General features: G+C 43.7%; 8 protein-coding genes and 4 pseudogenes. 6 read left to right on the forward strand and 6 right to left on the reverse strand.

All coding sequences use genetic code 11. The features are described from left to right. Positions 1 to 5: 5 nt before the first annotated feature. Complete coding sequence (locus tag DP114_RS33905) at positions 6 to 3,836, forward strand: two-partner secretion domain-containing protein (protein WP_246163642.1); 3,831 nt, start codon at positions 6 to 8, stop codon at positions 3,834 to 3,836. 61 nt (positions 3,837 to 3,897) lie between these two features. On the opposite strand, the gene DP114_RS33910 is transcribed toward DP114_RS33905, so the two are convergent. Beyond that, positions 3,898 to 6,858, reverse strand: coding sequence for a CHAT domain-containing protein (locus tag DP114_RS33910; RefSeq protein WP_169267078.1), 2,961 nt, complete (start codon positions 6,856 to 6,858; stop codon positions 3,898 to 3,900). Positions 6,859 to 7,234: 376 nt separating this feature from the next. On the opposite strand from DP114_RS33910, the pseudogene DP114_RS35610 reads away from it, so the two are divergent. The 4 pseudogenes from DP114_RS35610 to DP114_RS35615 form a co-directional block, all read left to right on the forward strand. After that, positions 7,235 to 7,398: pseudogene (locus tag DP114_RS35610) on the forward strand (transposase); the annotation flags it as partial. Between the two features lie 159 nt (positions 7,399 to 7,557). Further along, positions 7,558 to 7,773: pseudogene (locus tag DP114_RS33915) on the forward strand (hypothetical protein); the annotation flags it as partial. Between the two features lie 827 nt (positions 7,774 to 8,600). Further along, positions 8,601 to 9,640 (forward strand): annotated as a pseudogene (locus DP114_RS33920) (ISAzo13 family transposase); the annotation flags it as partial. Between the two features lie 113 nt (positions 9,641 to 9,753). After that, positions 9,754 to 9,936: pseudogene (locus DP114_RS35615) on the forward strand (ISAzo13 family transposase); the annotation flags it as partial. 60 nt (positions 9,937 to 9,996) lie between these two features. Here DP114_RS35615 and DP114_RS35620 read toward each other — a convergent pair. Genes DP114_RS35620 through DP114_RS34585 form a run of 4 tightly spaced genes read right to left on the reverse strand, consistent with a single transcriptional unit; the run spans position 9,997 to position 14,128 of the window. Next, positions 9,997 to 11,223 (reverse strand): hypothetical protein, encoded by a 1,227-nt coding sequence (locus DP114_RS35620; protein ID WP_246163643.1) that lies wholly within the window; start codon positions 11,221 to 11,223, stop codon positions 9,997 to 9,999. Beyond that, positions 11,220 to 12,563 carry a replicative DNA helicase gene (gene dnaB, locus DP114_RS33930; RefSeq protein ID WP_169264836.1) on the reverse strand — a complete coding sequence of 448 codons (1,344 nt, stop codon included), beginning with the start codon at positions 12,561 to 12,563 and terminating at the stop codon, positions 11,220 to 11,222. The genes DP114_RS35620 and dnaB overlap by 4 nt, the downstream gene beginning before the upstream one ends. Before the next feature lie 3 nt (positions 12,564 to 12,566). Continuing rightward, positions 12,567 to 13,349 carry a hypothetical protein gene (locus DP114_RS33935; protein WP_169264837.1) on the reverse strand — a complete coding sequence of 261 codons (783 nt, stop codon included), beginning with the start codon at positions 13,347 to 13,349 and terminating at the stop codon, positions 12,567 to 12,569. Beyond that, on the reverse strand, positions 13,346 to 14,128 hold the full coding sequence (locus tag DP114_RS34585; RefSeq protein ID WP_211178416.1) for a hypothetical protein: 783 nt from the start codon (positions 14,126 to 14,128) through the stop codon (positions 13,346 to 13,348). The genes DP114_RS33935 and DP114_RS34585 overlap by 4 nt, the downstream gene beginning before the upstream one ends. 336 nt (positions 14,129 to 14,464) lie before the next feature. Between DP114_RS34585 and DP114_RS33945 the strand changes: the two genes are divergently transcribed. Next, positions 14,465 to 14,839, forward strand: a complete 375-nt coding sequence (locus tag DP114_RS33945) for a transcriptional regulator (RefSeq protein WP_048870729.1) — start codon at positions 14,465 to 14,467, stop codon at positions 14,837 to 14,839. Between the two features lie 440 nt (positions 14,840 to 15,279). On the opposite strand, the gene DP114_RS33950 is transcribed toward DP114_RS33945, so the two are convergent. Beyond that, positions 15,280 to 15,699: a helix-turn-helix domain-containing protein gene (locus DP114_RS33950; protein WP_169264838.1), complete on the reverse strand. Its 420-nt coding sequence runs from the start codon at positions 15,697 to 15,699 to the stop codon at positions 15,280 to 15,282. Between the last annotated feature and the right edge of the window lie 129 nt (positions 15,700 to 15,828).

A 15,828-nucleotide genomic window follows, 5' to 3' on the forward strand; every position in this document is an offset into this window, starting at 1 on the left:
CGGCATTGGACATCGGGTGTGGTCAAAAACAGTTGGTGGACATAGGTCAACTTCACCGCGTCTCCCATTCTCCGCGTCACCGCGTCAGTCTCAACCAACCACTTATGACCACACCCCAGAAAATGTGGTTGAATCAAAAAAGAGTGCAATTGCAAAACATTCCTGGGGGGTGTCGCTTGTTAAGGATAAATGCTCTTGTGTGCAAGTTCTTCTTAAGGTTAGGAATTGCTCCTTGGTGTGCGCTTAGCGTAGCCGTGTTGCTCCCACTCGTATTCTCTGCAGATTCTACTATTGCTCAAGAACTTAAACCCGTAGCTGATAGGACTCTAGGAGCAGAAAGTTCTGTAGTTACACCAACAAGCCCACAAGCTGACAGAATTGATGGTGGAGCAATTCGCGGCGCTAACCTGTTTCACAGTTTTTCACAATTTAATATCGGTGAAGGACGAGAAGCGTATTTTGCTAACCCAAGTGGAATTGAGAATATTCTGAGTCGGGTGACGGGGAGTGAGGCATCTAGGATTTTTGGGAAACTTGGTGTTTTGGGTAATGCAAATCTGTTTTTGATTAATCCGAATGGGATTATTTTTGGGAAAAATGCCAGTTTGGATGTTAGGGGTTCGTTTGTTGGGACGACAGCTAATGCAATAGAGTTTGGTAATCAAGGTTTTTTCAGCGCAACGAATCCGAATACTCCTCCACTGTTGACGGTTAATCCTTCAGCTTTTTTCTTTAATCAAATTGCTGCAGCACCAATTCAAAATAACTCAATTGCACCCACCCAAACAGATCCAGCAGGCTTAAACGCTAGTGGTTTACGAGTACCAGATGGTAAGAGCTTATTGCTGGTGGGTGGTAATGTCAGCATGGATGGGGGACAATTAAATGCTAATGGTGGACGAGTTGAGTTAGGAGGATTGGCGGAAGCTGGTACTGTAGCGCTAGGTGTAAATGGCGATAATCTTAGCTTGAGATTTCCTGAGAATGTTGCACGAGCAGATGTATCCCTTACCAATCAAGCAGGTATATATGTAGAAGGGGCTGGTGGCGGTAATATTGCAGTCAATGCCAGGAATTTAGAGATATTGGGAGGAAGTGTCCTAAGTGCTGGTATTGGGCAAGGTTTGGGGACACCGGAAACTGTTGCAGGAGATATTACGCTGAATGCTACTGGAGAAATCAAAGTTGCTGGCACTGGGAGCATAGTTAGCAATCAAGTGCGTTTGGGGTCAAAAGGCAATGGGGGTAACATTGCTATCGATTCTGGTTCATTCTCGTTACAAGATCGCGCTCAACTTAATGCCTCAACGTATGGACAAGGCAATGCGGGGAATGTGACAGTGCGGGCATTTGATACTGTTTCTCTTGCTGGTAATGCTACCATCCTCAGCACGGTGGCAGCAGGAGGTGTAGGTAAAGGTGGCAATATCAACATCAATGCTGCAACACTATCACTGACTGATGGCGCTCAACTGGCAACCGCTACTCGTGAAGCATCTAATACCCAGCCAGCAGGAAGGGGGGATGCGGGTAATGTCAATGTGAAAGTGACTGGCGCTGTTAATATTGCTGGGGAGAAAAACGGTTTTGCCAGTGGGATTGGCAGCAGTGTGCAAACGGGGGCAATTGGCAATGCGGGTAATATTACTATCGATTCTGGTTCCTTCTCGTTACAAAATGGCGCTATACTTGAAGCCTCAACATTTGGACAAGGCAATGCAGGAAATGTGACAGTAAATGCACTCGATGCTATTTCCCTTACAGATGCTTATATCTTTAGCAGGGTGGGATCTGGGGGTGTAGGTAAGGGAGGCGATATCAACATCAATGCGGCAACACTATCACTGACTGATGGCGCTCAACTGCAAACCCTGACTCGTCCTGCATCTAATACCCAGCCAGCAGGACAGGGGGATGCGGGTAATATTAATGTGAAAGTTACTGGCGCTGTTGATATTGCTAGGGAGAAAAACGGTTATTTTAGTGTCATTGTCAGCACGGTGGGAACGGGGACAAAAGGCAATGCGGGTAATATTACTATTGACTCTGGTTCGTTCTCATTACGAGAAGGAGCTTTTCTTTTGACCTCAACTTCTGGACAAGGGAATGCGGGGAATGTGACAGTGAATGCAAAAGATGCTGTTTCCCTTGCTGGTTTTACTACCATTTTCAGTACGGTGGGCGCAGGAGGTGTAGGTAAGGGTGGCAATATCAACATCAATGCTGCAACACTATCACTGACTGATGGCGCTCAACTGCAAACCCTTACTGATAGTGCATCTAATACCCAGCCAGCAGGACGGGGAAATGCGGGGAATGTCAATGTAAAAGTTACTGGCGCTGTTGATATTGCCGGGAGAAAAAACGATTATTTTAGTGGTATTGTAAGTGGGGTGGAAACCGGGACAATAGGCAATGGGGGTAATATTACTATCAATTCTGGTTCCTTCTCGTTACGAGATGGCGCTCAACTTTCTACTTCAACCAGTGGACAAGGGGATGCGGGAAATGTGACAGTGAGTGCACTCGATGCTGTTTCCCTTGTTCGTACTTCCATCCTCAGCACAGTGGAAGCAGGAGGTGTAGGTAAGGGTGGCAATATCGATATCAAGGCGGCAACACTATCACTCATTGATGGCACTCAACTGCAAACCCTGACTCGTGAAGCATCTGCTACCCAACCAGCAGGACGAGGGGATGCGGGGAATGTCAATGTGAAAGTTACTGGCGCTGTTGATATTGCTGGGGAGAAAAACGGTTTTATTAGTGTGATTAGCAGTCAGGTGCAAACGGGGACAGTAGGCAATGGGGGTAATATTACTATCGATTCTAGTTCTTTCTCATTACGAGATGGCGCTCAACTGACAGCTCAAACTCTCGGACAAGGGAATGCAGGCACAATTAAAGTTAATGCTACTGATTTTGTCAACATTTCTAGTAACAGTTCAAACGGTAACAGGGGCTTGTTCGTTAGTTCCCAAAGTCCAACGGGTACTGCTGGAGATATTATCGTCACCTCACCTAGAGTTACCCTAGACAACAGTGGCACACTTAATGCTGAATCTACATCGGGTAACGGTGGCAATATCAACCTCAATGTGCGCGATTTACTCCTTCTGCGTCGTGGCGCTCAAATTTCTACCACCGCAGGCAATCAACAAAATGGTGGAGATGGCGGTAACATCACTATCAATGCCCCGAATGGCTTCATTGTTGCTCCTCCCAAAGAAAACAGCGACATTACTGCGAATGCCTTTACAGGCAGAGGTGGTCAAGTTCAAATTAATGCTCAAAGTATCTTCGGAATTCAGCCTCGCTCCCAGTTGACACCGCAAAACGACATTACAGCCAGTTCTGAACTTGGAATTAGTGGTACGGTGCAAATCAACACCCCGGATATAGACCCCACTAAAGGATTAGTTCCCTTAACAGTAGATGTGGTAGATGTTGCCCGTTTAGTAGACGAAAATGTCTGCGCGAGAACTGCTAAAAGTAGCTTCACTTATACCGGACGTGGTGGTTTACCTCCTTCTCCTAACAACACACTCAACAGCGATGCAGTATGGGAAGATTGGCGACTCACTGCTGTACCAAGGGGGAACTCGGGGTCCCCTCTGGGGATAAGGGGGCAAGAGGGAGAGAGGGAGAGAGGGAGAGAGGGAGAAAAATTACAAAATCCTAATTTGGTCAATACACCTACGGGTGAAATTGTCGAAGCTCAAGGCTGGGTAGTGAATGCGAATGGGGATGTCATACTTGTCGCTGATGTGCCTGCGGTAACGCCTCACAAAGTAGGGAGTCCATCATTGGGATGTCAGCCGCCAATTGCCAAGTGATAGGCACGGGACATAAGGCAATCGTGATTGCCCAGTTGGGAACAAACCTCTCACGGTTGAGCTAAAGCCAATTCCCCACTAAAACATAAGGTGCCCAATAAAATGGATGTCCTTTATCCTGCAAAACGAACACTTGGGCGCGACGTAAAGCTTCTGCTTTAGTTATCTTCGGATCTCGCGTTAACTGTCGGTAGAATTTACTCATGAGAATAGAGGTAGAATTATCATCTACTTGCCACAACGAAGCCAGGGTACTACGTGCGCCGGAACGCACAGCAAATCCAGCGAGTCCTAAAGCAGCTCGCTTATCTCCAGTAGCTGTCTCACAAGCACTGAGGACAAGTAATTCGATAGGAGGAGGTACGCGAGATGAACGCCCTACCACTTGTTCTCTTGTTTGCAGTACCTCACCCAATTCCTTAATCTTAATCTTGCCATCCCAAGCTAGAATAAATGTCTCTTCCTGCTGGGAACTGAATTTGCCGTGGGTTGCGAGGTGAACGATTCTGTAAGAAGCAGAATCAACTTGCTTTTCAACACTTTTCTGAGTAAAATCTTCGTTGAGAAGTTGTTTCGAGGGAATAACTGCTGCAATTTGCTTCAATTCAGTGGCGACGTTGGGTAAAGGACTCAAATTGAGGCGAGATTCTGTCAGTCCAGCTGTTAAAGCCTCAAATCGTTCCCGTTTTGATTTGTCTGCTAGCAGTTGCAAACCAGGTGATAAGACAATGCTGTACTTTTCTATAAGATACTGGTTGCCATCATAAAGTGCAGCCATTGGAATATTTCGCAACGAACCATCCAACACAAAGACGAGATTTTTGACGTTGCTTTGCTCCAAATCTGCAATCGCAGGTTTGATAATCCATTTATACACTTCTTTGGATAGCTCTTCGCGATCGCGAAATGTATAGCGTTGTTCTAGTTTTTGTCGCAGTGCTTCTAAGGTGCTTTCTACTTCGGCTTTGGGTTTGTCAGTTGTGTAGTGCCGAAGTTCTTTTCTCTGGGGTAATTTGACAATTGTTTCGATACTGTCTGTTAAAATAATCGAGTAAAAAACTGCTGTAGCAGGATTAGCATTATCCACTACCTCGTCAATCTGCTTTGGTTTGACGGTAATACAAGCATCTCGAAAAAAGTTGTCTAATTCCGCCAATTGTAAAGTTTCAATCGCATCACGAGCTTGTTTTAAGTTTTTCTGGCTGACTTCTCCTTTGATTCCTGCTTTCTCGGAGGAGATTTGTGAAGGTTGTAAAAGTAATGCAACTAGCTGGCGATAAACAGGTTCTACTTCATCCCGAAAGTCAAATTGAACGTCGGGATTGAGAGCTACCAAGTCACTACGTATAGATTTCAGAGTTTCTACTGCTGTGGTGTAAGCTACAGTTGCAGCTTTTCTATCTCCCTGAACCAACAGTAAGCGTCCCAGTTGCCATTCCCACTGATAGGCAATATCAGGAGCATTAATTATTTGAGCAAGGTTTAAGGCTGATTCAGTATATCGCTGTGCTTGCGACCATTGTTTTTCCATCTCGTAAAATTGACCCAGATAACCTAAACTATAAGACTCAGCACGTGTATCTTTTAGGTCTTTAGCTTGTTGCACAGCCGTGTTTAATAAATGGATAATTTCTTGGGAATTTTGGATCTTAGTTGCGCGATTTTGAATTGGGGAATTGGAAATTTCTCTTGTTGTCCTCTTGTCCTCCCCCCACTCTCCCCCTCCTTGTGTCAGACAAACTAAACTCTGGGCAAAGTTCACCTTGGCATAGACTGCGCCTCGACTGGGAGTTAAATTTAAGAGCGAAGATTGGATTGCTCGCAAATCTTCATCCGTTGGTTGCTTTTGAAGATACTGTAATACCTTCAAGCGATTGAGTTGTGCTTGTACGGCAGTCAGTGTTAAAGTTGACTTATTCGCACTTTTATGGTATAATTCAGTAGCTTTTCTGTAGTAAGACTCAGCATTATTTGTTTGCGCGATACGCTTCGCGTCAAGCCTCTGGCTTATTGCAAAGCGATGCTCCTTCTGGGATCTGTCCCTTGGGCGATCGCTCTCTTGCATTGTACCTTGTGCGCAGTGCGACGGTAGAAAGTTATCCTCAGAGTTGATAGTATCTTTGAGTAGATTTCTGTTGCCCAAGGCAAAGGCGGCATTGCCTAAACTAAGTAAAATAGAACTTTCTTCTTGTGATGCTGGCAACTGTTGCGCCAATGCCAAACTTTGCTCCAACACCTTCTGAGACTCATCTATATTCCCACTTGCTAGCAGTACATTGCCGTAACTTCGCAATCCAGAAATTTTCAGGAGGGAGTTTGGTGTAGAATCCAGATTTTTTTTTACCTGCTCGAATATTCTCATCGTCCGCCGGTAAAGCCCCAAGGATTGGAAGGCTGTAGCTTGGTTAATTAAAGTACCAGTCTTCCCCGCAGTATCACCAATTTCGGCATAAATATTAGCAGCCTTTTGCCATGATTCCAATGCATTTTCAGCTTGCCCCAACGCTAATTGCAAACTGCCTTGAGTGTTAAGAACTAGGGCGAGAATGTGTTTCATGTCACTTGTATTCAATTTTAATTGGTTTAATAAATTGAGGCTGGTTGTTATAGCAACATTTGCTTGGTTCCACCGTCCCAATTTTTGCTCAGTCAAAGAAAGATAATTTAACGCCAAAGCTTGATTGAAGGCATCTTTTTGGAACTCATAAACCCGTGCAGACTGCTGGAAACTTTGCGCCGCCTCAGCAAATTGTCCTGCTTGGTATAAAGTCTTTCCTTGTTGCATCAGTTGTTCTGTGTTTGAGGGCGCTTTGACTTGTTCACTAGTAGAAGATACTGAAGCAGAAGCATAAAATAACCCCCCTACAGGGGGGGAGGGTTTCTGGGCAAGAAGTCTGGAATTAGATGGTAATAGAGAAACACTACTACTGAAAATCAGCCCTAGCACAACTAACAGGATCATTCGCAACCTGAGAAATACAGGCTTTTTTCTACCTATGTTCCAAAAACTAGGTTTCGCCATCTCAAACTTGCTCCTTAGGGACTTCTAAAGAATAAATTATCTAAGAAAAAGCAAAGAAGCGATAGTAAATAGCGGGACTTAAACATTTTTGAGTGAAAAATAAGCCTCAAACCCATGCAGGGTAAGGGAAATACACCAAATGCTCAAAAATGGCGCAAACCCAAATATATCAACAAACCAGGCAAAACGATGTCAAAGTCTTTCCGTATAAAGATTTTAGCCTTTTTTATGGGTGTTTTTTGTCTAAGTCCCGATAGTAAATAACTGGACTTTAGACTAAAAAGCACAAAATGACTCAGGGAAGCTGAGTTGAGAAGAAGCAAAAATAGTCGAATTCTTAGAGAGAGATATAAGTCTGAAATAGATAAATTTTACTAAGTCTGAAATAGATAAATTTTACTGGGGTAAAGCAAAACTGTGGCACGACTCAAAGTGCATTGTTTCTTGTGGAGAGCACCTTTGAAAATCGTAAAACGATATATTCAAGAACAATCTGGCGGGAGGTTGTCAAGCAAGGGGGCGTCGAACCCCCTTGCTTGACCTGGCGTGATGCACCCCACCCCAGTGGTTGCGGAAATTTCGCGCCCACTGCGTTAAATCATTACTATGCACTACTAGCCCTATGTTTATCGTCTAGTTGTTTGGCGCGATCTGCCGCAACGCCGCGCTGTCGCTTGTGCCAGTTGCGTAAGTCCTGTCCAGTTACATTGGACAGTACCAAAATTCAGTACTCCAGAGCAATGCGTTAGCGTAGCGTGCCCGAAGGGCATACACTGGAGTGATTTAATGCCGTTAATGACTTGGGAGTTATGGTTAGCTCGTGATATCGTTGCTGATAATCAGCTCCCCTGGCAGAAGTCTATGGATAAATTGACCCCTGGACGAGTGGCTCAAGCTATGGGTGGAGTTTTAGCGGTGAGCAGCGCGTTGCGGAGCCAGTACTTGATGAGGGTTTCCCGACAGAGGTATCTGGTGAGACCAGCGCTCTTTGGAGGGTTTCCCGACAGAGGCGACTAGCGTAAGCGGAAGCGCACGCCCAGAGGGCGAACGCGTAGCGTCTCCGCAGGAGATACCCGAAGGGCGTTGGGGTTCCCCCCGTTGTAGCGACTGCGAACCCGAAGGGCGATTGGTACTCCTATCTCTCCACCTAAACCTCAAAGGAATTTCCCTTGGGTGGACACCAGGTAAAGTCATTATCCGTATAATTATTTATACAATTGTTAAAAATACTGCAAAAAAAACCGATAAGAACAACCAAAATCTGCTTAATCTCAAATATTTTCATCTTTGAAGTAAGTCTATTCTGAACTTAGCGCTGCTGAGCTATTTCTTGCTGCTTAGTCTGAACTCCAGATGTAAGCGTTGCTTTAGAAAGCGATACCAATGGTCAATTTGGCAGGTAAGAGTTGGTGATTCTTCTGTTAGCTTCTGCCAATTGGAGACCTGTATTAAATCAGACTCCCTTTTTTTCCTTTGAGTTCAACCATTTAGTCTAAACTCTAGTAAGACATCAAAGTGTAATAAATGACTCTACAGTTTGTTGCTGCAGCAGCTTACTTTGAATTGGAGCAAACGCTATTCAATTTCAGTGACCCTTAGGGACTTACAGAAAATAAAATATACAGCTTGTCATAATGATAATCATTCCAGGGGAAGGGAGAGGCTGCCTGCGGCAGCCTCTCCCTTCCCCGTTTTTGTAGTAAATTTGATGATGATTCGATTTTTGGGTTACAGAGGTGTCAATACAGTTAACAAATTCACTCTCAAACTTGTTGAAGGAAACCGCACAAGAATTAAAAGGCACAGCCAAACGTCAATTCATAGCAAAAACAGTTGTGTCATTAGGAAAAGGAGGACAGTCACTTGCAGAGCGAGAGTTGGGATGGAATCGTGTGACTATTGGTAAAGGAATTAAAGAATTAAATAGTGGTATCACTTGTGTGGATAATTATCGGGGTAGAGGAAGGAAAAAAGCAGAATCACACCTGCCGAATCTGTTAGCAGATATCAAACAATTGGTGGATGAGCAAAGTCAAATAGACCCAAGCTTTAAAAGTCAAAGACTGTACACACGACTCTCTGCTGCTGAAGTTAGACATCAATTAATTGAGAAATTTGGTTATAGCGAGCAAGAATTACCAACTTCAGAAACAATTCGCGTTAAATTAAACAATTTAGGGTATTCCCTCAAACGGGTTGCTAAAATTCAACCTCAAAAAAAATTCCCGAAACTGACGCAATCTTTGAGCAATTAGCTATAGTTCATCAAGAAGCTTCAGATGAGCCAAGTATTCTACGCTTAAGTTTAGATGCGAAAGCTCGTGTCAATATCGGCTCATTTGACCGTGGTGGTAAAAATCGAGTTCCAACTATAACTGATGACCACGACTTCCACCCAAAAACCACCGTGACTCCTTATGGCATCTTTCTTCCAGCGCTTGACGAGCTATTTTTGTATTTTACAGAATCTAAAGTTACGAGCGACTTTATCGTTGATGTTTTAGCAGATTTTTGGAACTCAGAAAGCTGGCGATTTCCACAAATCAAAACTCTACTTATTAATCAAGATAATGGAGCAGAGAATAATTCTCGACGCACTCAGTTCATGAAACGCATAGTAGAGTTTGCTCACAAATTTCAACTGAACATACGTTTAGCTTACTATCCTCCGTACCATAGTAAATATAATCCGATAGAAAGAACTTGGGCAGTATTAGAAAATCATTGGAATGGCAGCATTTTAGATGAAGTAGAGACGGCATTACATTTTGCTCAAACTATGACGACGCATTGTCCCCTAAAAAATCGGGCAGCCTTATAACAACGAGTACCCGACTACGACGACAGATCAACACAAAAAAGGCTGCCCGATTTTTTTACGTGTAAGACCCCCGGACTTGGAATGGTAAACATCCAGTTGTTAAGTTAGTCACTCAAACTTACTCAACTGGGGTACGTCTCACTAAAAAAGCTATGTTAGAAATTGAAAATCAAATCTCACGCTTAACTAACTTATCTAAAGATAATTTACCTTCTTTAGGTAAATGGTTTATTGATATCTGTTATAGAACTACGTAATTTCTCAAAGTTGAAGTTTGTAACATAATTGGTAGTAATTATGAACATTGCACTCCCAAGTTACTTTTGAGTGCAAAAATTTTTTATTGATAGTTGAGGGGGAGAAAGCGGTTGCCGTTGGCAACCGCTTTCTCCCCCCCCCTTGAAATGATTATCATTCTTATAAAATGTATATTTTATTTTCTGGAAGTCCCTTAGTACCTTCAAAATCTCTCTAACTGGCGCTTTCTCTGTTTCTAGCTGCTGAACTTGACTTAATAACCCTTTGGGGATGTATTTTGAGGATTTCACCAGGCGATCGCCATCTTTCCAAAACTCGTAGTGATACCAAGTTTGAGGATAATCTTTGCCATGAAGGGTAATGGTTTTCCACTGAATTGAGCCACTGCCTAACCCCTTATCTCGTCTTGTTTTACTAGGGCTGTCTTTACTGGTGGTTGCTTCCACCTGTCCCCCATCGTTACTAGGGCTATCTTTAAGGGACACACATGAAGGCTCTTCCTCAGTACTAGGGCTTTTTTTACTGGTGGTTATTTCATTATTACTAGGGCTGTTTCTAATATCCCCCAGTAATATGTTTTTACTAGGGCTTGGCACAACACCCAGTAATCCCAAAATCTCTATCACTGGTCGTTTCTGTTCCTCTGCTTCTTGAATAACCCCTAGTAATTGCTTAGGAATGTACTTGGTTCTCTTCAGACCGTTTTCCTTCCAGTGATAATAAGCCTGGGGGTATTCCTTTCCATTCTTGGTAACGGTGCGCCAATGAATAGTGCCGTTACCCTCACCCCAATTTCTGCGCTTTTTACTAGGGCTGCTATTACTGGGGGATATATGGAAATTAGAGGAGTTTGTACTAGGGCTGTCTTTACCGGAGGGTATCTCTATCTGTTCGGAGTCTTTACTAGGGCTATTTTCAATATCCCCCAGTAAAAATTCAGAGACCCTCCACTTATCATCTGTTCTTTGTTGGACTTCTTCTTTATATAGAAGTTGAGTTGGTAGGTAAATGACAACATACAACTCAAAGACCTCCCTAAACAGCTGCACATTATCACCCCAGTAAATTAAGCAGTGAGATTGTCGTGCTGGTAACTTTGGCTTGTAGTTGGTATCCAAAAACTTGATTTTGCCCGAACAGAAGTAGACGAGCTGAGTCGCAAGCACCGAACTGCACAAGAGCAGCAGTCCGAACTGTAGGTTGCTGCTCTCGCTGTCAAAACCCAGTATCCAGCCATTAGGGCGAAAGGTTCCGACGGTAGTTTGAGGAATCGGCTCTTTCATCATTCCAAATTCCTGATAATTCCATAGGATTTGTCGAAGAACACCGTTGCCGTGCCAGTGTCGCCATGCCGTGCCTTAGCCATGATTAGTTCTAGGATTCCTTGGTCTTCTGTGTTCGGGTTGTAGTACTCGTCCCGGTAAGCGAGTATTATATTGTCTGCTACCATCTCTAAGATTCCTGACTGGCTGAGATCGCTCATCATTGGGCGCTTGTTTTGCCTTCCCTCAACAGCTCTAGAGATTTGAGACAGCGCCAACACAGGAACATCCAAATCACCTGCCATTTTGTAAAGTCCCCTCGCCACATCTCCTAGTTCGTAACTCCGGTTGCCAAGAGAGTCCTCTGCCATCATTTGCAGGTAATCAACTACAACCAACCCCAGCTTGCCTTCTTTTGCCTTCACCTGACGGCATTCGGAAGCAATTTCAGAAACGGTAATACCTCTTGAGTCATTTATGTACAGCGGCAGTTCTCTTGCGATACCAACGATTTTGGCAATGCTGCTAAATTCCCATTCCTCTAAAGGTTCAAATCCTGCCCGGTGTCTGCGGATGCGATCGCATCTGAGGGGTAACAAACCTAAATGCTTGTAGGCACCTACGACGCTAATTAAACTCCACAGTCTGTACTCCAGCTGCTTCTTTGTCATTTCCAGTGAGAAGATAATGACAGGTAGCTTGTGGAGCAGTATCATTTGGAGAGCCAAGAATGACGCGATGAACGATTTTCCCATTGACGGTCTCCCGGCAACTATAGTGAGCGTGCCACCTTCAAATCCCACCATCAAGTTATCGAGTTCATAAAGCCCTGTAGGGTAAATGGGGCTAGATGATTCTAATTGCTCGTAAGCAGCAATATTAATCGTGCTGTTATGTTCGGTGTTTGAACAAAATTTTTGGTGAGAAACTTGGAAAACTTTCTGCTCTGATTGATCGAGGACAATTGGTAACTCAGTTTCTGTCTCGTAACCCAAATGGACAATTTCATTACCGGCTTTAATTAACTGTCGCCGTAGATATTTCTCCATTACCAATGGGGCTAGGGCGTCGATGTTGACAGCACTGACTGTACGGTCTACGAGGGAGACTAGTTTATTTCTACCGCCAATGCGAGCGAGTAAGTCATGGTCTGCAAGCCAATTTATGACCGACAGTAAGTCTGTAGGTTTGCCGAGTCGGTGAAGGCGCAGTGCTGCTTGATAGATATCTTTGTGAGCAGTAATGTAAAAAGCTTCTGGAACCAGGTGATCGCTCACCCTGGTAACCGCTTCTGGATCTAGCATTATCCCGCCCAAAATCGCCTCTTCCGCCTCAATGTTTTGGGGTGGCAATCGATCAGTCATACTTCACTCCTGCAAAGCAAGCATGGCTTGCTGACGCTGTTCCTCAATTTCTTGTTGAAACTTTTTTGCAATATTTCTGCGGCTTTGGTTGTTTTTAGATTTGTTGATTTGTGTTTTTTGCTTCGCCAAGAATTTTTGGTAATAAACCTCCCAACGGTTTTTTCCGGCTTTGTTTTTGTAAGCTAACCAAGCCTCTATGTCGTTGACGGGTTGGCTGAGATTTTTTGTAAGTTCCTCACAGAAATTCAAAAAATTCGCTCGCTCGGTTTCTGAGAGAGTCTGAATAAATTCTGAATAATCTGAATATATCTGAGACTCTTTATAAACCTTACATTGTAAGGGTTTTGGGCTACGTTTTTCTGAACTCTCAGAATTATTTCTGGATTTTCGGAATTTTTTCTGGGTTTCTGGAATTATTTCTGGATTCTCAGAATTATTTCTGGATTCCCAGAAATTTTCTGGATTCTCAGAATCAGACTCTTGTTGAGAATTTACCCATTCTATGGTGACTTTGCCTGACTTGATGTTGATGGCGTGGTTTTCTTTGAGTTTGGCGATCGCTTCATAGACACTGCTTTCTGGAAGAAGCCATCGTAGTGCAAACTCTTTGGGAATAACTGTAATCGGGCGATCGCAGAAAGGGTTTTCGTACCTAAGCGCTAAATGAACAAAGGCAGCATTGTTGATTAGTTTGGTTTTGCGCAGGGCAATAAGTTCGGCTTTTTGAAGGGGGTAAAATTCGCCCTGTACCCTACCCTGTTTATCTCTCTGTGGTTTGGGTATCATGGCTTCACCTCCTCAAAGGTCACAACAACGTTGAATTCTTCGCAGGTAGCGGAGGCTAGTGCCAGTTTCGCTAAATCAGTACGACCAAAAAGGTGAATACGCTTGCTGTGTTCTGGGAAAAAGGCAGAGTAAGCAAGGATTTTGTCCAGTGCTTCTTTCCAATCACTAATATCCTTATCTTGCTCTCTAAATTGAACCTCAAACCATTCAGGTAGCCAATTTTTCTCTTTTAAAGCCAGTATTGCTCGACTGACAGTGCTTTTATCCGCCTTCGGCGGAAGGCAGAAGGCAGAGAGCAGAGGAGCCAGTGCGGGGGTGAAGCAGCGCTGCGGGAGGGAAACCCTCCGCAGGCGACTGCTGAAAGGGTTCCCCGGCATAAAGCATCTGGCGTGCCAGAAGGTATAAATTATGTCTTTGAGCAAGCTTTCTGGCTGGAGCCAACTGGGTATAAAACCCCAGCGTCTACAGGGGAGCCAGCGCCGTAGGCGGGTTTCCCGACTTGAGGCGTCTGGCGTTGTCTTCAATCGGTTGGGGTTTGAATCCCCATCCGATTGCTCCTTCTGCCTTCTGCCTCCTGCCCTCTGCCTTTCTTCAACCCTCTTCAAATCAGATGCAATGACGCTACATGGGATACTTATCCTTTCACCGATTCGGTTGACTGTTTTGAGATAGTAAAGGACATCTACTTCTGCTGGTTTTAATTCCCAGTTGGCTCTTAACCATTCTTCATGCTGAAGTGGGTAAAACTTCCCTTGAATTCTGGAATTGTTCTGCGTCATAATTTTCTTAGTAATGATAATTTCCAGCCCCTGCCCCCTGACTGGCTGGGGCTAATTCTCAAACCTATTGGCTTTCAGCTATTCCTCTTGGCTTTCCGAAAATTGCTTAATTTGCACCTCAAAGGTATCGCCATGTAAGCTAGTAGCAGCTAAAGTTCTGCCCTAATTCCTTGAAGATGATGTTATATCTTTCAGTAAAAGCAAGTCGTTGGCTCAGTTTAGCGAGGGGAAATCCTTTGCTACCATTGAGTTATCCATGTCTTTAAAAATCCTAACAAAGTTCTCTTTAAATATCGCATACTATAACAACTAACTAATCCTATAATTGGCTTGGCAATGCAAAATTTTGTAACAGAGGAAACTCCTCTTTACCAGCAACTATTTGACGAAATGTTCGATAGGTTTAACCTTTCGGCAAAAGTTGTAGCCAAGCAAGCTGGAGTTTCAGAGGTGCTAATTTCCAGATTTCGTAAGGGAAAGGCTGATTTGGGAACTGGAAAGTTTCTAGCATTGCTAGGGGCTGTTCCTATGGAAGCGCGGGAGTGGTATTTATCTCAGTTGCTAGGGGCGAAGCCTGGGGTGAGCCTACGAGTGCTTATATCTGCTGCTTCTCCTGTAGAAAGAGTCGAAATCCTTAACTTAATTGGCCATTCTTTTTTAGAAGACGGTAAAACTACTGAGTCAAGTGAATTGATGTCACAAGCAGTATGATAGTGAGCAATCCCACTTTATGAGTGAACATAAGGGATGTTAGTGGATGTGGACGTGTTACCTGCCCACATCTACGACTGGGAGGAGTCAAAGCTGTAGCCCAGATCCACCCCATTAGTGACACGGTCGGATAATTTCGGTGTTTGTCAACCTAAAATACTTGCATCGTAGGGATTTTGTGCGGCAATGGTTAAGTCCTTCAAGGTGGAAATTCATTATCAAATAATCAACACTATTGACTTGAGCGAGTTTGGTAATTGCTGTATACCTGATAACTTTTGAAAAATTTTAGAGGTGCCTAGTTGAAAGTACGGTTTGGGTAATGCCTAGCTTCAGGCAAGCCTCCTATATCCTAAATCTACCCCACTCCACAAAGAGCAATCCTCTGGGTTTTTACTGTTATAATTATAAAATTTCTATATACTAACTTGTAAAAATACTTAGCTATAACTGGGTGAGGTGCTGTGAACAACTCGACGCACCTGTTCTTGTCCCAAAACAATATTTCTTTCAGATGCCAGTTTTTGACTTATCTGCCCTTGCCTATACCGACGTTCTTCCAACAACCATTGCTCTACAGCTTGCCAATCTTCCGAACTCCAGCAGGCTTTTTTACCTCGTCCTGGCGCTTCCCAAAGTCCAATTAATCCACCCTCTTTCCACCGTTGTATTGTTTGTCTTACAGTTTGCTCTGCCCAATCTAAATACTCCGCAATATCTCGTACACTAAAACCCTGTGCGTTTAATCTCAATGCCATTACCCTCTGTTTTGTTCGCTTCGGTATTGTTGAAGCGTAACTCAGTTCAAAAAGGGTATTGTCTTCTTTCGGTGTGAGTTGGATTCTAAGTGGAGCGGGCATTGTAATTATTTAAATGATACACCTTCTTGATTTTACGTTTTTTTAGGTTGAGCTACTTATGAAATTAATGACTGATTTACAGCATCAACTATTGTTGCTCAAAAATTGGACTTTTGTTGATTGTTTTTA

The organism is Brasilonema sennae CENA114, assembly GCF_006968745.1.
Lineage (GTDB): Bacteria > Cyanobacteriota > Cyanobacteriia > Cyanobacteriales > Nostocaceae > Brasilonema > Brasilonema sennae.

Coding starts and splice junctions, on each gene's coding strand:
- DP114_RS33910 (WP_169267078.1), bottom strand. CDS start 6,858: ATGGCGAAACCTAGTTTTTGGAACATAGGTAGAAAAAAGCCTGTATTT.
- DP114_RS35620 (WP_246163643.1), bottom strand. CDS start 11,223: ATGATGAAAGAGCCGATTCCTCAAACTACCGTCGGAACCTTTCGCCCT.
- dnaB (WP_169264836.1), bottom strand. CDS start 12,563: ATGACTGATCGATTGCCACCCCAAAACATTGAGGCGGAAGAGGCGATT.
- DP114_RS33935 (WP_169264837.1), bottom strand. CDS start 13,349: ATGATACCCAAACCACAGAGAGATAAACAGGGTAGGGTACAGGGCGAA.
- DP114_RS34585 (WP_211178416.1), bottom strand. CDS start 14,128: ATGACGCAGAACAATTCCAGAATTCAAGGGAAGTTTTACCCACTTCAG.
- DP114_RS33945 (WP_048870729.1), top strand. CDS start 14,465: ATGCAAAATTTTGTAACAGAGGAAACTCCTCTTTACCAGCAACTATTT.
- DP114_RS33950 (WP_169264838.1), bottom strand. CDS start 15,699: ATGCCCGCTCCACTTAGAATCCAACTCACACCGAAAGAAGACAATACC.